Source organism: Acinetobacter sp. IK23, assembly GCF_035615275.1.
Taxonomy (GTDB): Bacteria; Pseudomonadota; Gammaproteobacteria; order Pseudomonadales; family Moraxellaceae; genus Acinetobacter; species Acinetobacter seifertii.
This window is the reverse complement of record NZ_JANBNX010000004.1, coordinates 57,092-75,745: the sequence shown is the minus strand read 5'-3', so window position 1 is coordinate 75,745 and position 18,654 is coordinate 57,092. Positions and strand designations below refer to the sequence as shown.

Here is an 18,654-nt window from a genome sequence, read left to right as displayed (position 1 = left end):
AAATTAAATTTTCTTTTATTGTTGTTGATATAAAAAATGCTAGCTGAGCTAGCATTTTTTAACTGTCTTATTTAGCCTTCAATCCATTTACCGTCTTGATAAATCAGGCTCCATTTGGTTTGTTTACCTTCTGGTGTTTCAGATCCCACATATTGTGATTGGTTCTTACGACTAAACTTCACAATAGTCGGATTACCTTCAGGGTCTACATCTGGAGCTTGTAAAATAAACTGGTATTTTGGATCAAGTTGGTCAGCAACACTGCGAAGCTCAGCAACTTTTGGTGCACGTGTTTCACGAATTTTCGGGAACTTACTTGCAGCCAAGAATAGACCAGCAGCACCATCACGTAACACAAAATAGTCATCATGCTTCGTTGAGCGCAAATGTTCCATCTTGATTGGTTCTACACGCGGAGGTGCAGGTTGACCACTCTTCAAGACTTTACGAGTATTGTCACAACTGGTACAAGCGAAATATGGACCAAAGCGACCAGTTTTAAGCTGCATTTCACCGTCACATTTATCACATGGAATAGTTGGGCCATCATAACCCTTAATCTTGAACTCGCCTTCTTCAAGCTCATAACCATCACAATCTGGATTGTTACCACAGACATGAAGCTTGCGACCACCATCAATCACATAGCTATCCATTGCTGTACCGCATTTTGGACAGCGATGCTTTGACATCAAGTCAGCCGTTTCAGCTCCATCATCATCAGATAACGCAGCTAAAGACTCAACTGGTGTTAAGTTCAAAGTCCCTTTACAGCGTTCTTTAGGCGGCAAATTGTAGCCAGAACAGCCTAAAAATACGCCTGTTGTACCTGTACGAATCTGCATTGGACGCGAACATTCAGGACAATGTACTGCTGGCACTTCAACTGGCTGGTTACGGCGCATGCCTTGCTCGCCTTGAGCATTGGTCAAACGCTTTTTAAAATCACCATAGAAAGTATCGAGTAACTCTTTCCAGTTACGCTCACCTGTAGCAACTTTGTCGAGCTGTCCTTCAAGGTCGGCTGTAAACGCATAGTTCATCAGGTTATTAAAACTTTCATCAAGACGATCTGTCACGATCTCGCCCATCTTCTCTGCAAAAAGACGACGATTTTCTAATTTGACATAACCACGTTCTTGAATGGTAGAAATAATCGCTGCATAAGTCGATGGACGACCAATACTACGTTTTTCAAGTTCTTTTACTAAAGATGCCTCAGTAAAACGTGCAGGCGGCTTAGTAAAGTGCTGACTTGGGTCTAACTTCTCTAATTTTAAGATTTCACCGACTTTAATAGCTGGCAAAATAATATCGTCATCAGACTTGTTGGCACCACGAACTCGCGTAAAACCATCAAATACAAGCGTACGACCTTTTGCTTTTAACTCAACATTGCCTGCCTCAACCGTTAAAGTTGAAGACAAATATTCTGCTGGTGTCATTTGACAAGCAACAAACTGACGCCAGATCAAGTCATATAAGCGCTGAGCATCACGCTCTACACCCGCAAGTTGATCACCTGTAAGTGAAACATTTGAAGGGCGAATTGCTTCGTGGGCTTCTTGAGCACCCGCTTTGTTACCATAGCGGTTTGGCTTTGCTGGTAAGTATTTTTCACCAAACTGGCTTTCAATATGAGCACGTACCATATTTACAGCGTCATCACTCAAAAACGTTGAGTCCGTACGCATATAGGTAATAAAACCAGCTTCATACAAACGCTGCGCAAGCATCATGGTTTTCTTCACAGAGAAACCTAAGCGTGTACTTGCAGCTTGTTGTAAAGTCGAAGTGATGTATGGTGCACTTGGATTGACCTTAGTCGGCTTATCTTCACGCTGTGCAACTTTATATTCAGCGCCTTTTAAAACTTCTAATAAAGCATCAGTTTCAGCTTTATTTTTCAGTTTAAGCGTTTTACCTGCTTGTCTAACTGCTTCAAGACGGATGTCATCTTTTTTGGCTTGGGTATCTGCAAAAACTTGCCAATATTCTTCTGGAATAAAAGCACGAATTTCACGTTCACGTTCCACAACAAGCTTTACAGCAACTGACTGTACGCGACCTGCCGATAAACCACGGGCAATCTTTTCCCAAAGTAATGGCGAAACCATGAAACCCACTACGCGGTCTAAGAAACGACGTGCTTGCTGTGCATTCACACGGTTTAAGTCTAGGCGCGTTGGTTGTTTAAATGCTTCTTGAATGGCATTTTTAGTAATTTCGTTAAATACCACACGGTGATAACGACTATCGTCACCACCAATCACTTCGCGTAGGTGCCAAGCGATTGCTTCCCCTTCTCTATCCAAGTCCGTTGCGAGGTAGATTGCATCTGCATCTTTAGCAAGTTTCTTGAGTTCAGCAACAACATTTTCTTTGCCAGGTAGAACCTCGTAGTGTGCTTTCCAGTCATGTTCCGGATCGACACCCATACGATTAATCAGCGCAGATTGGGCTTTTTGTTCTTTTTCAGCTTCAGTGAGTTTTGTCCGGGCAGCCGGCTTTTTCTCTGTTGATTTGCTGCCGCCTGTTGGCAAGTCACGTACGTGACCCACAGAAGACTTAACAATGTACTGCGAACCTAAATATTTGTTGATGGTTTTCGCTTTGGCAGGCGACTCCACAATCACTAAGGCACGTTTATGTGCAGCAGAGGCAGTAGATGCTGTGCTTTGAGATGCAGAGCGCGAGGTATTCGCCATATAAAATGTTATTCCTATACCAATAAATTTAAAAATCAGGCTTCAGCCAAGGCCAACAGATAAGCCTTCATCTCATCTAATTGCGTGGCTTTTAGGTCCGATTCCTCATCCCAATAAAGGCCTACACAGTTTGCCTGCATATCAATAGCATAAATCCCTTTTAATGCAATGGGAGAATCATTAAATTTCTCATCGCCCTGCACTACTTTTAATTTTCCGTCTATAACACGAGCACGCATGAGCGTTAAACGAGCATCGGGGATTAATACACTATAATAAGCAACCATGCTGGCACGCTTTTCAGTTGCCATCGGGACATGTGTCCATTCAGGTGCGGCAATTATGCGTGGATGTAGTCCCATTTTACGGGCTTTGTCTCGCATAATACCGAGTGCCTTTTCACGCGGACTCACTCTTAAACCAAAAATGGAGCCTAGCACGAAAAGAACAATGATAACGGTAACCCAAATTCCCATATTGTCCATAGCAAAACCTATTAATCTCTTTTATTAGAGTTGCATAAGCTGACCAGAAAACGCAAGTTACATCATAAAAATAATGTCCCATTAACCTGTGAGGTTAAAAACTACAACATTTTCTCGTAGATATTCTTAGCAATCTAGGCACAATATTTAGGCAGACTTTTCAGTTTCAAGAGTGGATAACTTACCGAACCGATCTAGATGGGCATCTCCCCATGTTTTTAAAGCAAGTAAAATCTGCTCAAGACCTTGTCCTAAATCTGTCAGGCTATATTCAACTTTAGGAGGAACTTGAGGATAAACCTCGCGATGAATAATGCCATCTTGTTCTAACTCACGAAGCTGATTGGTGAGCATTCTTTGCGTAATGCTTGGAACTCGTTTACGAATTTCATTGAATCGCAAGGTTCCTTCATTTAGTAAATGCCAAAGAATGACACATTTCCACTTACCATCAATCAAACTGATTGCGGCTTCAACTGAACAACCCGGTGAACAGTCAAAACTTGAATGTCGAGCTTTTGCCATTTTACAGTATCCTTTTTGACACTATGAGCGTTATTTGTCTGTAGTCACTATTTTTAAGCTTACGTTATGATCAAACTCTCAACAAGAGGAATCACAATTATGAAAGCTGTGGCATATCAAAAAGCAGGGCCTATTACATCGCCAGAGGCACTCGTAGATATTGAACTAGACACTCCCGTTGCAGAGGGCCATGATCTGCTTGTTCGCGTACAGGCAATTTCGGTCAATCCAGTTGATACCAAAATACGTAAAAATGTAAGTGCCGAATCTGGTTGGAAAGTACTTGGCTGGGATGCTGTAGGTGTCGTTGAATCAATTGGAGATAAAGTCACTCAATTTAAAGTGGGTGATATTGTTTGGTATGCAGGCGCGTTAAATCGCCAAGGCAGTAATAGTGAGTTGCAATTGGTTGATGAACGTATTGTTGGTCATAAACCGAAAAATTTAGAAGTAACTGAAGCAGCTGCTCTTCCTTTAACTGCAATCACGGCTTGGGAAATGCTATTTGATCGTTTGCAAGTTCCAAAGACTGCACCAGAAAACACAACAATATTAGTGATTGGCGGGGCTGGTGGTGTAGGCTCTATTACCATTCAGCTTCTTAAACAGTTAACTAACCTTACGATTATTGCGACAGCTTCACGCCCTGAAACGAAAGAATGGGTAAAACAACTCGGTGCCAACTATGTATTAGATCATCGTGAGCCTTTAGCCCCACAAATCAAACAATTAGGTTTAAATGCACCTTTATATGTATTCTCAACCACTCAAACAGATCAGCATTTAGCAGATATTGTAGAGTTGATTGCACCACAAGGGCACTTTGGACTCATTGATGACCCTGAGCAGTTAGATATTAAACCGTTTAAATCGAAGTCTGTGTCTGTGCATTGGGAATTTATGTTTACGCGTTCAATGTTTAAAACTACAGATATGCAAAAACAAAGTGAACTATTAAATGAAGTCAGCAAACTAGTTGAGGAAGGGAAAATTAAAACAACTGTGACTGAAGTTTTAAGCCCTATTAATGCTGAAAATTTAAAACAGATTCATCAACAAATTGAGAGTGGTAAGACAAAAGGGAAAATTGTTTTACACGGTTTTTAACTAAAATTAAAAATATCCTCTAGTTAAAAAGGCAAGTATTGAACTTGCCTTTTTATTAATAGTGAGGAGGTTTATTGGTTAATGGGTCAAAAGGCGCAATACCTTCTGATAAATCTGAAGATTCCACACGTAGGTAAAGTAATTGCATTTGTTTTTTCAAATCAGCTATTTCCTGAGTTTGAATAGCGAGTTGTTGATTTAATTGTTCAACTAAATCATCCAAAAATGTAATTCGCACTTGCAAATCTTCAATGGGTGCGGAAAATGACGCTTGATCATCATGATATGGTGGTTTAGTCATTTAAATCCTCATTTGAGATTCTGGAAAACATTATGGCCTATATTACCCTAAGGGATGTCCAACTTGCTTTTGGCGGACCTGCCCTGCTCGATGGCGCGAACTTTAATCTAGAACGTGGCGAACGAGTCTGTTTAATTGGGCGTAATGGTGAAGGTAAGTCTACTTTACTTAAACTCATCGAGGGAAGCTTATTACCCGATTCTGGTGAAGTTTCTATTCAAAATGGTCTAACGGTTTCTATGTTAGCCCAAGACGTTCCAATGGATTCTGGCAAAGTTGCTGACATTGTGGCAGATGGCGCAGGAGAAGCTGCCGAAGTACTTAGAGCTTACCATGAAGCAACCGATGCTTGTATGCTGGGAGACATGGAAGCCTGTGACCGTATGGGTAACCTTCAGCACAAGCTAGACCAACTAGATGGTTGGGCACTTGAAAACAAGGTGAATGCCCTATTAAGTAAAATGGGACTCGACCCAAACGCAGATTTGGCAGACTTATCTGGTGGACGTAAACGTCGTGTTTTACTTGCTCGTGCTCTTTTAACGCAGCCAGACGTATTACTTTTAGACGAACCAACCAACCATTTAGATGTTGAAAGTATTGAATGGTTAGAAAAATTCCTACTCGATCAAAATAATTTAACACTTCTATTTATTTCGCATGACCGTTCTTTTGTAGATAGTATCGCAACTCGAATTGTTGAGCTTGACCGCGGCATCCTACGTGGCTATGAAGGCAATTATTCTCGCTATTTGGAGCTTAAAGCTCAGCAAATGGAAGCAGAAGAGAAGCAAAATGCTTTATTTGATAAAAAATTAGCTGAAGAAGAGGCTTGGATTCGTCAAGGCATTAAAGCACGTCGTACACGTAACGAAGGTCGTGTTCGTGCATTAAAAGCTTTACGTGAAGAATCGAAAGCACGCCGTTCACAACAAGGCAAAGTGAGCATGGCGACTCAAGAAGCAAATCGCTCAGGTAAATTAGTATTTGATATTGAGCACTTGAGTGTATCTTATGATGGTAAACCACTCATCAAAGACTTCTCTACCCTTGTCATGCGTGGTGACCGTATTGGCCTAGTGGGCGATAACGGCGTTGGTAAAACGACTTTAATTAAAGCTATTTTAGGTGAAATCGAACATGGCGGTTCAGTTAAGACAGGTACACAGTTAGAAGTTGCCTATTTTGATCAGTTGCGTAATGCCTTAGACCTTGAAAAAACAGTCATGGCAAACGTTTCAGAGGGTTCTGACTTTGTTGATGTGAATGGCAACCGTCGTCATATCTACAGCTATTTACAAGATTTCTTGTTCTCACCTGAACGTGCACGCACACCAGTAAAAGCCCTTTCTGGTGGTGAGCGTAACCGTATTTTGCTTGCTAAATTATTACTTAAACCATCGAACCTGATTGTGATGGACGAACCAACCAATGACTTGGATATGGTGACTCTTGAGCTACTTGAAGAGATGCTTTCTGAATATAAAGGCACTTTATTACTCATTTCGCATGACCGTGCATTTATGGACAACGTCGTAACATCGACTTGGGTATTTGATGGCAAAGGTAATATTGCAGAATACATCGGTGGCTACCAAGACTATTTACAGCAACGTCCAGATGACAAAGTAGTAGATCAGAAATCTGACGTTAAAAAAGCTCAAGCAAAAGCTGAAGCTGAAAAAGCTGCTGCTCAAAGTAACATTAAAAAGGTCAAACTGAGCTATAAAGACCAACGTGAACTTGAGCAACTTCCTGCTGAAATCGAGAAACTGGAAGTTGAACAAGCCGAGCTTTCAGACAAACTTGCAGATGGTTCATGGTTTGTATCTGATGCAGATGCTGCGACTCAAGCAAGCCAACGCCTCGCAGAAATTGAAGAATTACTGCTTGAAAAATTAGAGCGTTGGGATGAGCTTGAGCAAATGAGTAAAGGCAGTTAATCAATAAAAAAGGGCTTTAATTAAAGCCCTTTTTTTGGATTTAGAATTTCTACTAATGTCATACAAGGCTTATAAACAAATAAAGAGATGAAGCGAATTAAACGTTCAAATATCTGTGACTGCAAAACCATACAAGTGAGGATAGCCAAAACGAGACTAATGAAAATATTGATCTCTACCGAATATTTAAAACTTAGTTGATGAGTCAAAACAATAATTACAAAACCATGCAATATATAAACTGGTAGCGTTTTTTGGCCTAAACCGATCCAAGGTCGTTTAAAATTTTGAGTGAGTACAAATAAACTCAAAACACCCATAGCCGATAGCAACATAATTACACTGCGAATCAGTATTCCCTGCCATACATCTACATGTAATTGAAAATATGACAAACTGCCAAATAACCAGTAATAACTATAATGACTTATAGCGGCTACAGCAGTAATGATTAATAATGTGATAACAGCAAATAATTTTGCATAAGGCAACTGCGGAAGATACTGAAAAATGGTTTTGCCATAAACCGCCCCAGCCATAAAAAAAGGTAGAAATACGAAAATTCGACCAATCGAGTAGCTGTAATTATTGATGGGTGAGCATCCAATAAATAAAGCTAAAACGATTGAAAACAAAACTGGATAAGCCGTCTTTTTTAGGAAAAAAGCGAGAACCGTCCAAGCCACCATGCCAAATAAATACCATAGCACCCAATAAGGCTTAGCAAACCATACCAAATGAAACGACCAATTCCATAAACTTCCATTATAGAAAACATCAAGCAATTGAAATAAAATTTGAAATGGTAAATATAACGATAAAAAGTAAATTACCTTTTCTAAGATTTTCTCTTCTTTAAAAAACATGCCTGATATAAAAATAAAAGCTGGCATATGAACAAAGTAAATGCTCCCTAAAATCGCTTGATTTAGAGGTTCATTCCAGCCAATTAACCTTTCAAGGTAATGACCCAATACAACTAGAAAAATTAAGATGCCTTTTGTGGCATCGATATGGAGATTTCTCATAAATTTCTATGAATTCAGGATATTCATATCATACTGAATTATTCTTATTTTTTTGATTCAAAAAGACAATGAATAAAGTTTCGCTGTATACAAAATAATTATGATATACCTACCAGTATAATAATATTTAAGGATATTTCCGTGCTAGATCTCTCTCAAATTTTGGCATTCGGACTCATTTGCTTGGCGATGGTACTCACCCCAGGTCCAAACATGATTTATCTTATCTCTCGTTCCATTAGTCAGGGCAAACTCGCAGGTTTTATTTCCCTAGGTGGCGTTGCGGTTGGTTTTGTATTTTATATGCTCTGCGCTTCTTTCGGAATCACAGCGCTTGTGGTCGCAGTTCCTTATGCCTATGACACGATTCGTATTGTAGGTGCCTTATATTTACTATGGCTTGCATGGAAAGCCTTACGTCCAAATGCAGCGCCTATTTTCAGTGTAAAAGACTTATCTATCGATTCACCATTAAAATTATTTTTAATGGGCTTTTTAACAAATCTACTGAATCCAAAAATTGCCATTATGTATTTGTCTTTATTGCCACAGTTTATACATCCACAACAAGGCAGTATTTTAGCGCAGTCTATTCAACTCGGGACCATACAAATTTTTGTAAGTGTTTCAGTAAATGCACTGATTGTGTTTTCTGCAGGTAGCATTGCTCTTTTTCTACAGCAAAAACCATTTTGGGCCAGCATTCAACGCTGGATTATGGGGACTGTTTTAGCCGGACTCGCTGTTCGTATTCTTTTAGAACACCGCAGATAAACTACTTTATTTGTCTTTACCAGCTCTAAACCTTCAATTTACTCCTGTATATTAAGACGATAAATTCAGTTCGTGATACACTTTTGGCAGTTTTAACTTTTAGATTTTTTATATCGTTATGAGCCAAAAGCAGCCTTATACGCCCGGTGAGTTTCAGTGGTCCTTTTTATTACCTAAATATTGGGGTGTATGGATTGCGATTACTTTCCTCATGCTTTTGGCTATTTTACCGTGGGCGATTCAATGGCGTTTGGCTCACGGGTTAGCAAATATCGCTTGGAAATATTTAAAATCTCGTCGCAAAACGACTATTCGTAATTTAGAAGTTTGCTTTCCCGAGTGGTCATCTGAAAAAGTACAACAACAAGCAAAACAAGTTTTTGTAGATATGATGCTTGGTGTTTTTGAGACCTTAAACGCTTGGTATAAACCTTACTGGTTTAAAAACCGTGTCACGATTGAAGGTTTAGAACATATTACCAATGCTCAAGCTCAGGGCAAAGGCGTTTTATTACTGGGAACTCACAGTACTTTGCTTGATGCTGGTGGTTATGTGTGTGCTCAATATTTTGAGCCAGATGTTGTGTATCGTCCTCAAAATAATCCTCTTCTCGATATGCTGATTTATCGTTGTCGAGCAACGATTTACAAAGCTCAAATCGATCATGATGATATGCGTGGCTTAATTCGCCACCTTAAAGATGGTGATGCAATTTGGTATAGCCCCGACCAAGATTTCGGACTCAAACAAGGTGTTATGGCACCGTTTTTTGGAGTGCCAGCTGCTACAGTCACGGCCCACCGTCGTTTATTAAAAATCTCCAAAGCGGTTGCTGTCCCTTTATATTTTTATCGTAATGGCAATGTACAGAACCCTAAATATCATATCTTGATTGAACCTGCGGTCGACAATATGCCAAGCGAAGATGAAGTCGATGATGCAACCCGAGTAAATAAGATTATTGAGAATCAGCTTCGTATCGCACCAACTCAATATATGTGGTTCCACCGCCGATTTAAGACACGTCCTGAGGGATATGAAGAGATCTATTAAGATAAAGCTGTAATAATTTTAAATTGGTAGTAGGCACAACATTATTTATATGACTCGCGGAAACGTCATCCACAACCTGCCCAAAATCAGTGAAGATACTGTTTCTGCGATATAATTTGATACACACAAGCAGTGAACAGGTTTTGTGGATGAGAATGGTTTTGCCTACTTTTGCCAAAACAAAAGTAGGTCGAACCGAAGGTTAATCTCTAAATTTCGACTTCAAAATTGCAAGATCCCGCTTTGCTACAACCTAAAGGCAAAAAACAATGAAAGTGATGCAACTTCTCCCAGAACTCAATAGCGGTGGCGTAGAACGCGGCACACTGGAAATTGCACGTGCACTAGTTGCACAAGGCCATCAATCTTTGGTTGTATCAAACGGCGGACGATTAGTGTCCCAACTTGAAGCTGAAGGTTCTAAACACTTGACCCTCCCGATTCATAAAAAATCTTTATCGAGCTTGTGGCAAATCCACCCTTTACGTCGACTTATTGAAGAGCATCAGCCCGATATTGTTCATGTACGCTCACGTGTGCCAGCTTGGCTTACCCATTTTGCCTTAAAAGGAATACCAGAACATAAACGCCCTCACCTCATTAGCACAGTACATGGTTTCTATTCAATTAATCGTTATAGTGCAATTATGACTCAGGCCGAGAAAGTGATTGCCGTTTCTGACAGCGTGGTTAAATACATCACTGACCATTATAAAAACTGTCCACCCCAAGATATTGTCCGGATTTATCGAGGAATTGATCCTGCTGCTTTTCCGCATAACTATCAACCTTCAGCACAGTGGTTTAATCAGGTTTTTAATGACTTTCCTGAACTCGAAAATAAATTTTTATTATGCTTGCCTGGTCGTATTACCCGCTTAAAGGGACATGAAAGCTTAATTGAGTTAATGCAACAACTTCAGTCGCAATATCCTCAATTACATGCTGTGGTTGTGGGTGGTGCCGATGCTAAAAAACAGGCTTATTTAAGTGAGCTACAAAGCACCATCCAAAATAAAGGACTCGCAGATAAGATCACCTTTGTAGGACATCGCTCAGATATACGCGAATGGCTCGCTTTTAGCGACATCGTGCTCTCTCTATCCAATCAAGCAGAAACATTCGGTAGAACAGCATTAGAAGCGCTGTCAGTCGGTACGCCGGTGATTGGCTGGAACCGTGGAGGTGTTGCCGAGATTTTATCGAATGTGTACCCGCAAGGTCTTGTTGAAGCTGAAAATGAAAAAGCCTTAGTAGAAACAGTAAAGCATCATATTGAACAACCTCAAACAGTCGCTTCTGTGACCATGTTCAGTTTAAAAGATATGTGCGACCAGACGCTTGAGCTATATCAAAGTGTATTGAAATAACATAATAAAAAACCCGCGATGATCGCGGGTTTTTTTATAACTAAAAGAAAGCAGTCTTATTTAAATGTTGCTTCATAAGCAGCAGCTTTTTCATAGTCGTATTGTTTTTCCCATTTACTGATTACAAGTACCGCAAGCGCGTTACCTACAACGTTCAACGCAGTACGTGCCATATCCATAATACGGTCAACACCAGCAATAAATGCTAAGCCTTCTACAGGAATACCAACACTACCTAATGTCGCTAATAACACCACGAACGATACGCCAGGAACACCCGCGATACCTTTAGAAGTAATCATTAATGTTACAACCAAAATAACTTGTTGGCTGATTGACATTTCAATACCGTAAAGCTGCGCAATAAAGATTGCAGCGATACTTTGGTAGAGCGTAGAACCATCAAGGTTAAATGAATAACCTGTTGGAATTACAAAACTAGAAATTGCTTTTGGCGCACCATAAGCTTCCATTTTTTGCATAATACGCGGTAAAACTGTTTCTGAACTTGCAGTCGAATATGCCAAAATTAATTCATCTTTCAAGATCTTAAGCAAAGTAAAGATATTGATACTGAACATTTTTGCAGTTAAACCAAGTACCACTAAAGCAAAGAACAAGATTGCACCGTAAACCAATACAACCAATTTGCCTAATGGAATAAGTGAAGCAAAACCGAAGTTTGCAACAGTTACAGCGATCAAACCAAATACACCCACTGGCGCATATTTCATGATGATGTGCGTTACACGGAACATTGTTTCCGATACAGCATGAAATACATTTAATAATGGGTCTTTAGTTGTAGCTGGTAATGAAGATAGACCAATACCAAAAAGTACAGCAAAGAAAATCACTGGTAACATTTCGCCATGCGCCATTGAACTAATAATGTTCGTTGGGATAAGCGATAATATTGTCTGCATGATGCCATGAGACTGTGACTGAACTTCTTCAGTTGTATGCTTATATTGAGAAATATCTGTTTGAACCAGCTGAGACATATCAATGCCTGAACCTGGATGGAAGATATTCGCTGCAACTAAGCCAACCAAAATAGCAATAGTAGTAATAATTTCGAAATAGAGAATGGTTTTAAAACCAAGACGCCCTAGACTTTTTGTACTGCCTACACCAGCAATACCTAAAATCAATGTAGAGAAAACGATTGGAATAACAATCATTTTAATCAGGCTAATAAAGATCTTACCTAATGGAGTAAGAACGTTATTTACAATGCTATCTTTGATTTCAGGCTGATTATGTAAAACAGCCCCGACAACTATCCCTAGGATTAAAGCAATTAAAATTTGCCACGCAAGGCTAAATTTAAAATTCTTCATAAGACAATCCTTATGCACCGCAAAGTATCAAATATGAGAGGGAGAAGAACACTATTTTTATAGTGAAACCTCAATATGTACACTAATTTCCAAACAGAAATTTAAATGCACAAGCAAATCACAACCCGCCGATCCGGCGAAGTAAACAACAATGCCTGTTGACGATCCAACATGTCAACGATCGGCACATTCTATTGAGATTTGCCAATTAAACAAGTCCAATTTATACCTAAATAGATCAAAGCCTATATTTATTCTTCAATAATCTATAAAAACAAAAACTTATTTAAAAAAATTTTTGTATGTATTTTCATTGAAAAAGGGCTCGGATATATAAAAAAATTTATGGACTACTACCTATAATTAAATAGATTTTTAAATTAAGAGAACCTTAAAATATTTCTTTAATTTATAATTAATTAAATGGTACTTATATAAAATATCAACCCGAGTTCTGCGTCCTGCAAAACTCGGGTAAATGAGGTTGTGCTTTCAGGGTATATAATTCTTTTTATCGCTTCCGTTCTAACATCTTATCCGTGATGTCGTTCCATATCAGCTTAGTGCATCCTTACTTGGGATAATCCATTCCCGCTTCCGTGTGCCGATGAATGTAGAATACGAGTTTTCAACTCTTCTGCCTATTGGACCTCGACTCAAATCTTTGTACGATATTGCTTACAATTCGCTTTTATATACTTTTCCCTTTATAAGGTTCTGTAATTTCATCAGCCACGACTTTTTCTTCTTTTTCAGCCTTAGCAATACCCTCTTGTATTGCAGCTTTAGCTTCTTTTGCATCTTCTTCAGTTTCTTCAACTTCTTCTTGAATCTGCTCAAATATTCGACCAGTTTGTAAAACCACATAAACAGGAAAATGGTCCGATCCAATATGAGATAAACGTTGCATCTTTATCAAACCAAAATCTGTGCTATGAAAGATATGATCAAGTGACCAGCGCAATAAAGGATAGTCTGCATGAAAAGTATTTATAAAATGTCGTCCAACACGCGGATCGAGCAACCCACTAATACGTTGAAATAAACGAGTTGTGCGTGACCATGCGACATCGTTTAGATCTCCCATCACGATACAACTTTCATCTAGATCTTTAATCTGATCTCCAACAATTAAAAGTTCTGCATCTCGTAGTGTTGAATCTTTTGCTTCAGTTGGACTAGGTGGCTTAGGATGCAAACAGTAGAGCTGAACAGGCATTCCAGAAGGCAAGATTACAGTGGTATGAATAGAAGGAATTTCATTACTTAGAATGAATTTAACCTCTGTATTTTTAAGAGGGAGTTGACTATATAAATGCATGCCATATAAGTTATCTAGAGGGACTGGCACACGGTATGGATAATCTTCCTCAATTTCTTTTAATGCATTTTCCCAAGTCTTGTCAGTTTCTAACGTTAATAATAAATCAGGTTTTAATGTCCGCACATGCTCAAGTAATAAATGATATTTATCATTGGGTGTAAGCACATTGGATACAATCAGTGAAATTTGTTTTTGAGGATCTAATTGCTTTGGTTTAACTTTTTTAACCTGCTTTTTCCAAAACAATGTATAAGGTAAAACCATTTTAAGTTGATAAGCAATTGCTGCGATAAGTACCGCAAGTAAAATCTCACGCCATAGATTCCACTCTGTTGGCCAAAACAACATGCCTATTAAAGCAATTAGCCCAACAAACAAAATTTGTAACCGTGGAAAATCAGCGCCTCTAAACCACCACTCATCACGAGGGATTAGTGACCAGAAAGTCAACCAAATCACCACTACAGACACAACTTCGATATAAATCATTGAAATTTCTCTTTTAAGATGATTTGTTTTTTAATGTTTTTGTCATCTTTATCAATTTTGTATGTAACATAAACAAGATATTCTACTCAATAAAATTGCTGTTTTGATTCTGTAACGCTTGCAGTTGTGAGCACTTTTGATACACTCAACTCCCCCTAACAATTTTAACGCACCGAGGCAAAATGACATGAAAGTAGGTCTGGTCGGTTGGCGCGGGATGGTCGGTTCCGTCCTTATGCAACGTATGGTTGAAGAGAATGATTTTGCTCATATTGAGCCATTCTATTTCTCTACCAGTAATGCAGGTGGTGAAGCTCCTTCATTTGGTGGTAAGACTGCTCCAGCACTTATGGAAGCTACAGACATTACCAGTCTGAAGCAAATGGATGTCATTATTACCTGCCAAGGTGGCGACTACACATCTGAAGTTTTCCCACAGTTAAAAGCAACTGGTTGGGATGGCTACTGGATTGATGCAGCATCTACTTTACGTATGTCTGATGATGCAATCATCGTTCTTGATCCGGTTAACCTTAACGTGATTAAAGACGGTTTAGCGAAAGGTACTAAAACTTTCGTTGGTGGTAACTGTACCGTATCACTTATGTTGATGGGTGTGGGCGCACTTTTCCAAAACAATTTGGTTGAGTGGATGACTGCTATGACTTATCAAGCAGCATCAGGTGCTGGCGCACAAAACATGCGTGAGTTGTTAACAGGTATGGGTTACTTATACAACAATACCAAGACTTTGTTAGATGATCCTAAATCTGCAATTCTTGATATTGACCGTCAAGTTGCTGAGTTACAACGTGGTGAAGGCTTCCCTTCTGCAAACTTTGGTGTGCCACTTGCGGGTTCATTAATTCCTTACATTGATAAACAGCTTGAAAGCGGTCAATCTAAAGAAGAGTGGAAAGGTCAAGTTGAAACCAACAAGATTTTAGGTAACTCTCAAATCGTTCCTATTGATGGTCACTGTGTTCGTATCGGTGCAATGCGTTGCCACTCTCAAGCATTAACGATCAAACTGAAAAAAGATGTTCCGCTTGATGAGATCGAAGATATGATTCGTAACTCAAACCAGTGGGCTAAAGTTGTACCAAATACACGTGAAGCATCGATGACTGATCTTACACCTGTAGCTGTGACTGGTACCTTAACTGTACCTGTAGGCCGTTTACGTAAACTCAATATGGGTAAAGAGTATCTCGGTGCATTCACAGTAGGCGATCAGCTACTTTGGGGTGCTGCTGAACCTTTACGTCGTATGTTACGTATTTTAGTTGAATACAAAAGCTCATAATTTGACCTGAATTATTCAGTCAAAATAAAAAGCCGATCACATTTGATCGGCTTTTTCGTAACTGGTTTGTGAAAAATTAACAATTTATTTACATTTCATTATTGTATAATTTTGAACGACTTTACGACTGATCAGGTCATGGATTGAGATGACTGCATATAACAAATTAAAAATTGCCATTTTCACCATTATGTCTTCGCCTTGTGTTTATGCGATTACATTAGATCCTATTCAAATTCAATCTGCACCTGGGGAATTACTTTATGCAGAAATGAATTTTCAGCAAGCGGATCCTAACACTCCCTTGCAAGTCAGTTTAGCCACTCAAGAAGATCTCAATAGTTTGGGAGTCACTCACCAACCTCCTGGTAGTCTAAATTTTTATACACGTCAAAATGCCCAAGGTTCTGGCGTTATTGTAATTACCTCATCTCGTCCTATTATTGATCCCGAACTGAATATTGTCGTAAAAGTCAGTGAGGGTAATGCAACTCGCCTTCAACATATTAAAACCGTTTTAAAGCCATCGCCTATCAAAAAGGTGGCTGCTAACGAAACTCCACTTTCACCACAATTTATCGTAAATGAAAAAGACATTGCGTTAAACCTACCTGAAAGTACTCGTTATACATCTGCTGAAACAGCAACACCTGTAGCCGAAACTACAGCTAATGAGCGTAATCTAAACATTAGCACTGGAACTGCTCCTGCTTTGAATAACTCGGCTCCAGCAACGCCTTTTACCGAAAAACCTGCGACTCAAGCGCCACAGCAAACTATCGCAGCAATGAGTAATGAACCATCTGCTGTAGAAAAACAGCCTGCCGCTTCTCTTAAACCGAGCAGTGACAATCAAACAACTACAGTTAAAAAAGCGGCTCAACCTAAGCCTGCTCAACAAAAAAATGCATTAAGTAAAAATACACCGAAAAAGCAAAAAATCAGTACCTATAAAGGTCCAGCCCCTACAGGTAAATATGTCGTGCAGCGTAATGAATCTTTATGGACTATTGCCAATCGTATTGCAGCACAGACCAAACAACCTGTGGCTAAAGTCATGCGAGATATCCAAGCTCAAAACCGACATGCTTTTATTCAAGGTGATGTAAACCGTTTGCGTCAGGGAATTTCACTAAACTTAACAACAGCAAATACAGCTAAGGCTTCACATACAAAATCTAAATCGAGTGAAACTAACTTAGCAAAAGCATCTTCTGGTAGAGCTAAATATCGCTTACAACAAGCAGAAATGAGCATTGTGGCAGAGAACAGTCCAAATTCTACTCATGGAAGTGCAAAAAAGAGCACACAACCAGGTCAAAACAATACTGAGTTAGCAGTAAAAGTTATGACAACTCGAGAAAAAACCGTTACATTACAAAGGAATGTAACCAAACTAAATCAAACTTTAAGTTTAAAAGACCAACGTATTCAACTTCTGAATGCGCGTTTGGCAGAGTTACAACAGCAGTTAAAAGCACAGCAACAAACTCACAAGCAAAAACATTAAGTTAAAACCAGAGTTAGCTCGCTTTATATTGCAAAATTTTATTTTTTAAGGGGAAAGTAATGTTATATGTGATTCCGTTTATCATATTACTCGTGGTCGCCGTTGTTTTAAAAAAGCGTGAGAATGGCCAAAAACAAGAGACCACCTCCCCAAAAAGTATAAGTAAAAAATCGGGCAAAAAAGCGAGTGGTAAATCGAGTAAAAGCTCGCGCGAAAAAAGTAAAGCCAATGTAGTTGAAGAAGTCGCTCCTGCTCTTCCACAAAGTAGTCCTGTACCTGAGGCTGTTCGTCAAAATATTCTACAACTCATTCGAGAAAAACAGTTTTCAGCAGCTGAAGCTCAAGTCAATCAGGCACTAAAAAAAGACAACACCCAGCACGAATTATATTTATTACTTCTTGAAGTTCATATTGCTCAAAAAGATGAATTTGCGATTCAACAACTTATTAGCCACATTCGCAGCTTGGCATTAAATGAAATCGCAATTAAAGCAGAAGCAAGACAAAAAGAATATGAGTCTTCAAGACAACCTGATGCTATTGAGTTTCCTCAAGCTAAAGCACATGAAGAACCACAAGCTATATCGGACACAACTGCTCAGTTTGACCAATTAACAACAAGCTCTTCTGAGACTTCTTTTGATGACTTGCAGAAAGACTATGCTCCTGTAAAACAAGAACCTGCTGTTGAAGTTGAACCTTTAGAGTTTAACTTTTCATTTGAAAAAACTGCAACTACAGAAAATACCAGCCAACCTGTAGATCAACCAGAAGTATCAATTACTTCTCCGCAAGAACCAGAAGTATCGTCATCTAAGGAAACAAATGAGCTAGCTGATTTAGAGTTTTCTTTTGACTTGGCACCTCAGCATGAAACTGAAGAAAAAACTCAAGCAGTAGAGGTAAAAGCAGATCAAGAGATTAGCATCAATGCATTAGATTTTAATCTTGACTTAAATCCTTCAAGTTCAGAGACAAAACCTGCTGAACAAGCTCCATCATTAGATGAAATTAAACTCGTAGAACAAGCGCCATTAGAAGCAGTTTCTATCGCACCTCTTGAGTTTTCGTTAGATGAGCCTGCATTAGTTACAGCACCAGAGCTTGAAACTCAAAACTCTATAGATGTAGTCAATGAAGCAGTTACTCAAGCTCAAATAGAGGATCCACTTCTAGAAGCTTTTCCAGAATTAAAACAAGTAAATGAAAATGAGCTCGATTTGAAATTGGCTGAGCAATACATCAAGTTTGGAGCGAACCAAGCAGCACGCAATTTATTAGAGAGTGATGAGCAAAAATTCAACACAGAACAACAACAACATGCGAAAAACCTACTTAATCGCATAGCTTCTTAGAACTGTTCGATTTACCATAAGCAGTCAGAGAT

General features: G+C 39.1%; 15 protein-coding genes. 8 read left to right on the top strand and 7 right to left on the bottom strand.

What is annotated here, in order from left to right:
- Positions 1 to 71: 71 nt before the first annotated feature.
- The 3 genes from topA to MSG95_RS04670 form a co-directional block, all read right to left on the bottom strand.
- The gene (gene topA / locus MSG95_RS04680; RefSeq protein WP_019458040.1) at positions 72 to 2,708 is read right to left on the bottom strand and encodes a type I DNA topoisomerase; all 2,637 of its coding nucleotides are present in this window, start codon (positions 2,706 to 2,708) and stop codon (positions 72 to 74) included.
- A 35-nt stretch (positions 2,709 to 2,743) separates the two neighbouring features.
- Positions 2,744 to 3,193 carry a hypothetical protein gene (locus tag MSG95_RS04675; protein WP_004698883.1) on the bottom strand — a complete coding sequence of 150 codons (450 nt, stop codon included), beginning with the start codon at positions 3,191 to 3,193 and terminating at the stop codon, positions 2,744 to 2,746.
- A 147-nt stretch (positions 3,194 to 3,340) separates the two neighbouring features.
- The gene (locus MSG95_RS04670) at positions 3,341 to 3,718 is read right to left on the bottom strand and encodes a winged helix-turn-helix transcriptional regulator (RefSeq protein WP_004698884.1); all 378 of its coding nucleotides are present in this window, start codon (positions 3,716 to 3,718) and stop codon (positions 3,341 to 3,343) included.
- A gap of 99 nt (positions 3,719 to 3,817) precedes the next feature.
- Here MSG95_RS04670 and MSG95_RS04665 point away from each other — a divergent pair, with 99 nt between their 5' ends.
- A complete protein-coding gene (locus MSG95_RS04665; RefSeq protein WP_077164501.1) occupies positions 3,818 to 4,825 on the top strand; it encodes a zinc-binding alcohol dehydrogenase family protein in 1,008 nt (335 codons plus the stop codon).
- A gap of 55 nt (positions 4,826 to 4,880) precedes the next feature.
- Here the strand turns inward: MSG95_RS04665 and MSG95_RS04660 are convergent, their stop codons facing one another.
- Positions 4,881 to 5,126 carry a SlyX family protein gene (locus tag MSG95_RS04660; protein ID WP_004698888.1) on the bottom strand — a complete coding sequence of 82 codons (246 nt, stop codon included), beginning with the start codon at positions 5,124 to 5,126 and terminating at the stop codon, positions 4,881 to 4,883.
- Between the two features lie 32 nt (positions 5,127 to 5,158).
- Here MSG95_RS04660 and MSG95_RS04655 point away from each other — a divergent pair, with 32 nt between their 5' ends.
- Positions 5,159 to 7,069, top strand: coding sequence for an ATP-binding cassette domain-containing protein (locus tag MSG95_RS04655; RefSeq protein ID WP_077164502.1), 1,911 nt, complete (start codon positions 5,159 to 5,161; stop codon positions 7,067 to 7,069).
- Positions 7,070 to 7,089: 20 nt separating this feature from the next.
- Here MSG95_RS04655 and MSG95_RS04650 read toward each other — a convergent pair whose 3' ends face one another.
- Positions 7,090 to 8,097, bottom strand: a complete 1,008-nt coding sequence (locus MSG95_RS04650) for an acyltransferase family protein (protein WP_151819264.1) — start codon at positions 8,095 to 8,097, stop codon at positions 7,090 to 7,092.
- 141 nt (positions 8,098 to 8,238) lie between these two features.
- On the opposite strand from MSG95_RS04650, the gene MSG95_RS04645 reads away from it, so the two are divergent.
- From MSG95_RS04645 to MSG95_RS04635, 3 genes are all read left to right on the top strand, one after another.
- Entirely contained in the window at positions 8,239 to 8,871 is a 633-nt protein-coding gene (locus MSG95_RS04645; protein WP_077164947.1) for a LysE family translocator, read from the top strand.
- A 118-nt stretch (positions 8,872 to 8,989) separates the two neighbouring features.
- On the top strand, positions 8,990 to 9,925 hold the full coding sequence (lpxL, locus tag MSG95_RS04640; RefSeq protein WP_324624606.1) for an LpxL/LpxP family Kdo(2)-lipid IV(A) lauroyl/palmitoleoyl acyltransferase: 936 nt from the start codon (positions 8,990 to 8,992) through the stop codon (positions 9,923 to 9,925).
- Positions 9,926 to 10,194: 269 nt separating this feature from the next.
- The gene (locus MSG95_RS04635; RefSeq protein ID WP_077164949.1) at positions 10,195 to 11,295 is read left to right on the top strand and encodes a glycosyltransferase family 4 protein; all 1,101 of its coding nucleotides are present in this window, start codon (positions 10,195 to 10,197) and stop codon (positions 11,293 to 11,295) included.
- Between the two features lie 56 nt (positions 11,296 to 11,351).
- Here MSG95_RS04635 and gltP read toward each other — a convergent pair whose 3' ends face one another.
- Positions 11,352 to 12,638: a glutamate/aspartate:proton symporter GltP gene (gltP, locus tag MSG95_RS04630; RefSeq protein ID WP_004698899.1), complete on the bottom strand. Its 1,287-nt coding sequence runs from the start codon at positions 12,636 to 12,638 to the stop codon at positions 11,352 to 11,354.
- Between the two features lie 691 nt (positions 12,639 to 13,329).
- Positions 13,330 to 14,451, bottom strand: a complete 1,122-nt coding sequence (locus MSG95_RS04625; protein ID WP_077164950.1) for an endonuclease/exonuclease/phosphatase family protein — start codon at positions 14,449 to 14,451, stop codon at positions 13,330 to 13,332.
- Between the two features lie 187 nt (positions 14,452 to 14,638).
- Between MSG95_RS04625 and asd the strand changes: the two genes are divergently transcribed.
- The 3 genes from asd to MSG95_RS04610 all read left to right on the top strand — a co-directional run bounded on the left by asd (position 14,639) and on the right by MSG95_RS04610 (position 18,622).
- Complete coding sequence (asd, locus tag MSG95_RS04620) at positions 14,639 to 15,757, top strand: aspartate-semialdehyde dehydrogenase (RefSeq protein WP_002053322.1); 1,119 nt, start codon at positions 14,639 to 14,641, stop codon at positions 15,755 to 15,757.
- A 148-nt stretch (positions 15,758 to 15,905) separates the two neighbouring features.
- The gene (locus MSG95_RS04615; RefSeq protein ID WP_077164951.1) at positions 15,906 to 17,267 is read left to right on the top strand and encodes a FimV family protein; all 1,362 of its coding nucleotides are present in this window, start codon (positions 15,906 to 15,908) and stop codon (positions 17,265 to 17,267) included.
- A 59-nt stretch (positions 17,268 to 17,326) separates the two neighbouring features.
- Positions 17,327 to 18,622, top strand: coding sequence for a hypothetical protein (locus tag MSG95_RS04610; protein WP_139344738.1), 1,296 nt, complete (start codon positions 17,327 to 17,329; stop codon positions 18,620 to 18,622).
- Positions 18,623 to 18,654 lie beyond the last annotated feature (32 nt).

Excerpts from the sequence above, each read along its gene's own strand:
- topA (WP_019458040.1), bottom strand. The coding sequence starts at position 2,708 with ATGGCGAATACCTCGCGCTCTGCATCTCAAAGCACAGCATCTACTGCC.
- MSG95_RS04675 (WP_004698883.1), bottom strand. The coding sequence starts at position 3,193 with ATGGACAATATGGGAATTTGGGTTACCGTTATCATTGTTCTTTTCGTG.
- MSG95_RS04670 (WP_004698884.1), bottom strand. The coding sequence starts at position 3,718 with ATGGCAAAAGCTCGACATTCAAGTTTTGACTGTTCACCGGGTTGTTCA.
- MSG95_RS04665 (WP_077164501.1), top strand. The coding sequence starts at position 3,818 with ATGAAAGCTGTGGCATATCAAAAAGCAGGGCCTATTACATCGCCAGAG.
- MSG95_RS04660 (WP_004698888.1), bottom strand. The coding sequence starts at position 5,126 with ATGACTAAACCACCATATCATGATGATCAAGCGTCATTTTCCGCACCC.
- MSG95_RS04655 (WP_077164502.1), top strand. The coding sequence starts at position 5,159 with ATGGCCTATATTACCCTAAGGGATGTCCAACTTGCTTTTGGCGGACCT.
- MSG95_RS04650 (WP_151819264.1), bottom strand. The coding sequence starts at position 8,097 with ATGAGAAATCTCCATATCGATGCCACAAAAGGCATCTTAATTTTTCTA.
- lpxL (WP_324624606.1), top strand. The coding sequence starts at position 8,990 with ATGAGCCAAAAGCAGCCTTATACGCCCGGTGAGTTTCAGTGGTCCTTT.
- MSG95_RS04635 (WP_077164949.1), top strand. The coding sequence starts at position 10,195 with ATGAAAGTGATGCAACTTCTCCCAGAACTCAATAGCGGTGGCGTAGAA.
- gltP (WP_004698899.1), bottom strand. The coding sequence starts at position 12,638 with ATGAAGAATTTTAAATTTAGCCTTGCGTGGCAAATTTTAATTGCTTTA.
- MSG95_RS04625 (WP_077164950.1), bottom strand. The coding sequence starts at position 14,451 with ATGATTTATATCGAAGTTGTGTCTGTAGTGGTGATTTGGTTGACTTTC.
- asd (WP_002053322.1), top strand. The coding sequence starts at position 14,639 with ATGAAAGTAGGTCTGGTCGGTTGGCGCGGGATGGTCGGTTCCGTCCTT.
- MSG95_RS04615 (WP_077164951.1), top strand. The coding sequence starts at position 15,906 with ATGACTGCATATAACAAATTAAAAATTGCCATTTTCACCATTATGTCT.
- MSG95_RS04610 (WP_139344738.1), top strand. The coding sequence starts at position 17,327 with ATGTTATATGTGATTCCGTTTATCATATTACTCGTGGTCGCCGTTGTT.